This window comes from Aureimonas glaciei (assembly GCF_014643375.1).
In the GTDB taxonomy this organism is placed as follows: domain Bacteria; phylum Pseudomonadota; class Alphaproteobacteria; order Rhizobiales; family Rhizobiaceae; genus Plantimonas; species Plantimonas glaciei.
In genome coordinates this window covers 1-4,155 of record NZ_BMJJ01000027.1, presented here as the reverse complement: position 1 = coordinate 4,155, position 4,155 = coordinate 1, and the positions used below count along the sequence as shown (strand labels likewise).

The window sequence follows — 4,155 nt, the reverse complement described above, 5'->3', positions numbered from 1 at the left end:
CGCCCTCTGCAAAAGAGAACAGCCTAACCACTGGCCGGATTTTACTCCGCCGCACTCGGCGTTATGCCGGCGCTCCTGTGGCCTGGTTTGTCACCGCCGTGCACATAAAGAGCGGTGTCAGCTCGATGATGGACTTCTAGCATCCAGGTCGAGTTGGTCCCACGTGCCGGCGTCGCTTCTACATAGAGTATTGAGAATGTGTAGTATGGTATCCCATCTAAAGCCCATTTAAGGAGTGGATTGCTTCCACGATTGGGCGGCGTGTCCCACCGGGCTGGTGACCAGTAAAGAAAACGAAGTTCAGGAAACCGTTCTTCGACGGAGCGCATGATTGCAAACACGCGACGCTGATACTCACCTACGAGGCGGTATGCCTGCCTCACGCTAGCAAGCGTATTGCCTAAGTGTTCGGACGCTAAATCTTTACTCATTCGGGGATCCACTTCAAAAGATTATCGAAATCGGCTGAAAAGTTAGAAATATGCGTCATTTTTAGAAGCGCATCAGGCATCGAAAAGTGGACATGGCCGAGAAAAGCTAGGGCGCTGCGCAAATCAGCGACGAGGGCGCCTGGCACATCCGCCAGTTCGCCTGCAATGTTCATATCGCCCAAAGCCTCGGCAAGGGTCTGCCACGAGCAGCCCGCGAAAGTGACGGGGGGGAGATCAGCAGGCAGTTTGAAGTCCGCTTTTCGTCCTACGATATTTTCGGCAGGCCGACGGCCAAGACCATCGACGCAAAGATAGATCAAGCCGTTAGGAATTCCCATTTCAGCTGTCTGATAAACGCCTGGTGCAAGTCCGAGAATGTGATTTCGATAGGCATCGAGTTGGTCGCGCCATTGACCCTCCCATTGCCCAGTCCACGGTAATTTCGCTTCGACGATCATTTCGAAGGCTTGCCCTGGGTCGCCAAGTGTCCAACGCAGGAAAACGTCTGGTTGGGCATGGTGCCTGTCTTCGCGGCCCATCGACCAGTTTGGCCAAAATTCGATCGTTTCCAGGTGAGCTAGGCGGTAGCTGGGCAGAGTGCCACCGGAGGCGCGCCTAAGAAGAGACCAAGCGACGGGACCGGGCAGATAGGATAGGCGCTCAAATATAGTCGATGTGCGGGCATCCTCTCTGGTGCGCAGCATGTCAGCAACTGCAGCTGGCACTCCTTCTTGATCGAGCACGCTGGCAGACTTTCCATTAAGGATGGCATTCAGCATGGTTGAAGAATTTTGCCGGAGCGAGGTGCCGTGCGGATGCACCGGTTTACCCTGGAGCTTTTCTTGGTCATAGTAGTAAATTCTCTCAGGATAGTCATGTTGAAGAAGCCTGGATTTTTCGTCGATTGAAAAACCCTTAAAGCCCCTTGTGTAAATCTCGACAGATCGTGTCAAAATAGAACAAATCAGCGTTTCTACCAGGTCGAGGCCGACCGGTGACATCGGTGGAATGAACCGAAAAGGCGAGAGTGAATGCGCGCGGCTGCACGTTCGGGCCGTTTATGCCAAAACCGCTGCGTTCTCCCAAATCTGCTGATAAGCGTCGACCTTCAGCCGGGACGTCTCCTCATCCGAGCGCACGATCGTGGCCGGAGCCCGACGAGCAAACGCGTTAAGCGACTGGGTGAGGATCCAGGCTGTTCTGCCGTCCACGATGATAAGTCGGTCGTGGAGAGAGCGTGCGAGATCAAGCCGAGCCTCCAGTGAACGGACATTTACATACTGGGCATGCCAACGTTCAACAGCCGGAGGTAGGCTGGCTTTCACGTGTTGGCTATCAGCCAGCAGCCGAATTGTCACTTTGCTCAGTGGCGAGGACGGCGAAATCCGTAAGGGTGCGTTCATCCATGTAGGGATCAACTATCAGCGCGTCCGCCTCTGCGGTCGTTAAAACGCGGCCAATCGCTGCAAACGCGTCGAACTCGTTGCCCGCCGGGATGAATGCTCCTCGAGCCGGTGCGGGGGCATTCATCTCTGCAACAGCTAAATTCCTGTAGAGGATCGGCACCAAAGCTGCAGCAGCAGATAATCGACGTGGCGCGTCATCGGAATTCAGGCTGCGCGATATGCCCATCACGTGCCCGGTGTCGATGAGGTTTCCCACTTGTTGAACTGACGCGTATGCTCTGCCGATCCACATCTGCGTTTCCGGGCTCAGAGGGTGAGCCGCAAAGTCAGGGAACGTCGCCACGAGGTTCCCAAGGGTATGATATAGTTCCTGTGGGTTCATTTCTAATGCACTTCCCGTATAGGTCTCTGCAGGATCCCGTGAGGCCGCTCTGATAGCCGGCCCATCGGAGGAGATGCCTCCTTGGCACCCTGTGCCAGCATCCTACGCACTCTCTCAGTGAACCACTGGAGATTGCAATGGCGAAGGACTGAAAGCTCTTCGGCACCGGTGGTGCGCTGCTCACTCCAGCGCGATCACCGACATGGGTGAGAACGTCGCGAGCTTCTTGCCGCCGCTGACCATGCCGGGCTTGTAGCGTGCCTCGCCGACGCTCGACTTCAGCCAACACTCCTTCTTGCGCTTGATGAAGGTGAAGGCCTGGCACTGGTCGTTGGTAATGCAGGCCAGGCGGCATTGCGGTCCGGTCTTGGCGGTCGGATGAGCTCTCGGGGAAAGATCCCGGCCGGGAAGGTCAATGTCCTCGATCATGCCCTCGCGAGGATCGATGATCCCCATCGAGAAGGGGGCGGGATCCTTCTCGGCGCGATTGAGCAGAAGCCCGGAGATCGCCATGACATTGCCGTCCATCGCGCCGCTGCCGGTCTTCAGGAAGCAATTCGGACCGCGGGTGATCCGTGTGTCGGCGTTGTAGGTGAAGGCCTTGCACTCCGACCCGATCTCAAAGCAGCGACGGGCGCACTGGCTGGCCTCGCCTACACGCACTGATTCGATGTCCTGACCGTTGAAGTCGAGGCCGCTGTAGAGGGCCATGCGCGTAGGACGGCGCGTATAGGCCTCCAGCGTAGATAGGTCGGGTGTCGGAAGGCTCGCTACTGAAGGGGTAGCAGGGGCCGCTGCCTCAGCCGTTGCTGGCTTATAGGTCGGCAGTGAGGATACGGACGGTGTCTCGTTCACGGGGGTAGGTGGGCCAGCAGCCGGTGTCGCGCCCGCCGACCTGTTGATGCCATAGAGCGCTACCTCGGACGGCGAGAAGAAGTGCATGTCGTTTGCCGGCGTCTTGAACATAATGGTCAGGACGTCGATCGGCGTCTGGAAGCGGTTGAGAACTTCGATGATGTCGGCGATCGAGAGTTGGGCGGACTCAAGATCGCCGACGTCGTTCGAGACTTGATGGACGCCGAGTTGACCGTCTGCACGACGTTCGGCACCTGCCAGGAAGATGAAGGCGCAGGCGGATGCGCATGTCGACCCGGCCGGGATCAGTGTCGCCATCTTCCTGAGATGGACGTCGTCGGCGATGAGGAGACCCATCTGCACGAGGCCACCCGGGCTGTTCAGCACGAGGATTCTGGCGTCTGGGGCAGCGTTCAGAGCGCGGCGAAAATTCAAGGCCGAACCGGCATCGAGAGCGCCGTCCATGTGGATGGCCTCGGGGTGCTCGCTATCGACACTGAAGAGGCCAAATTGCCTCTCGGCTGCATCAGCCGTTGGCCCAAAATGGACCATCGCGCACATGATCAAAGCGATCGTCAAAAACCGGGCGAGGAAGTTCGTCATCGAGAAACCCAACCAGGAGCGCACTCTCTGCATAGGATCGATATCGCCCAGAGGTTGCAAGAGCTTGGCGCCCGTTCCCGACGACAACTATGTTTAAGCCTAACGTCGCGGTTGCGTGGGCCGACGATGCCGCTTGTCGCCCAGGAATGTCCCTTGGCTCCCCTGTGCCGGCGTCCTACGCAATCGCTTCGTAATAAGCGGAGTTTGCGATGGCGACGATCCGAAAGCTCAGAGGTAGATGGAAAGCGATGGTGCGTCGTCGCGGAATGAAGCCTCCACGCGTGTCGGAGCGCTTCGGCTTCTCATTGCCAGACAAGCGTTCAGATGCCATCCAGTCCGTTGGCCATCTGACGGGCGCCTAGAGCGTTTCAGGTTTGCTGGAAGCATAGCCGGCGCTTGCGAAATAGTTGCTGCATTCGTCTGGGCCGATGGTGGTGACGAGGTTGCCGAGATGGCGCCAGGTGTCCTCGACACTTCG

At 57.8% G+C, this 4,155-nt stretch carries 4 protein-coding genes; all 4 read right to left on the bottom strand.

Features of this window, described 5'->3' with window-relative positions:
* Nucleotides 1-41: 41 nt before the first annotated feature.
* On the bottom strand, nt 42-431 hold the full coding sequence (locus IEX88_RS27395) for a PM0109 family protein (RefSeq protein WP_505625260.1): 390 nt from the start codon (nt 429-431) through the stop codon (nt 42-44).
* A complete protein-coding gene (locus tag IEX88_RS26575; RefSeq protein ID WP_188855500.1) occupies nt 428-1,432 on the bottom strand; it encodes a hypothetical protein in 1,005 nt (334 codons plus the stop codon). The genes IEX88_RS27395 and IEX88_RS26575 overlap by 4 nt, the downstream gene beginning before the upstream one ends.
* A gap of 334 nt (nt 1,433-1,766) precedes the next feature.
* Nucleotides 1,767-2,129: a hypothetical protein gene (locus IEX88_RS26570; RefSeq protein ID WP_188855499.1), complete on the bottom strand. Its 363-nt coding sequence runs from the start codon at nt 2,127-2,129 to the stop codon at nt 1,767-1,769.
* 270 nt (nt 2,130-2,399) lie between these two features.
* Nucleotides 2,400-3,677 carry a PAN domain-containing protein gene (locus IEX88_RS26565; protein WP_244640515.1) on the bottom strand — a complete coding sequence of 426 codons (1,278 nt, stop codon included), beginning with the start codon at nt 3,675-3,677 and terminating at the stop codon, nt 2,400-2,402.
* Nucleotides 3,678-4,155 lie beyond the last annotated feature (478 nt).

What these genes read in the sequence shown, in the direction of transcription:
- IEX88_RS27395 (WP_505625260.1), bottom strand. Translation starts at nt 431, where the DNA reads ATGAGTAAAGATTTAGCGTCCGAACACTTAGGCAATACGCTTGCTAGC.
- IEX88_RS26575 (WP_188855500.1), bottom strand. Translation starts at nt 1,432, where the DNA reads ATGTCACCGGTCGGCCTCGACCTGGTAGAAACGCTGATTTGTTCTATT.
- IEX88_RS26570 (WP_188855499.1), bottom strand. Translation starts at nt 2,129, where the DNA reads ATGTGGATCGGCAGAGCATACGCGTCAGTTCAACAAGTGGGAAACCTC.
- IEX88_RS26565 (WP_244640515.1), bottom strand. Translation starts at nt 3,677, where the DNA reads ATGACGAACTTCCTCGCCCGGTTTTTGACGATCGCTTTGATCATGTGC.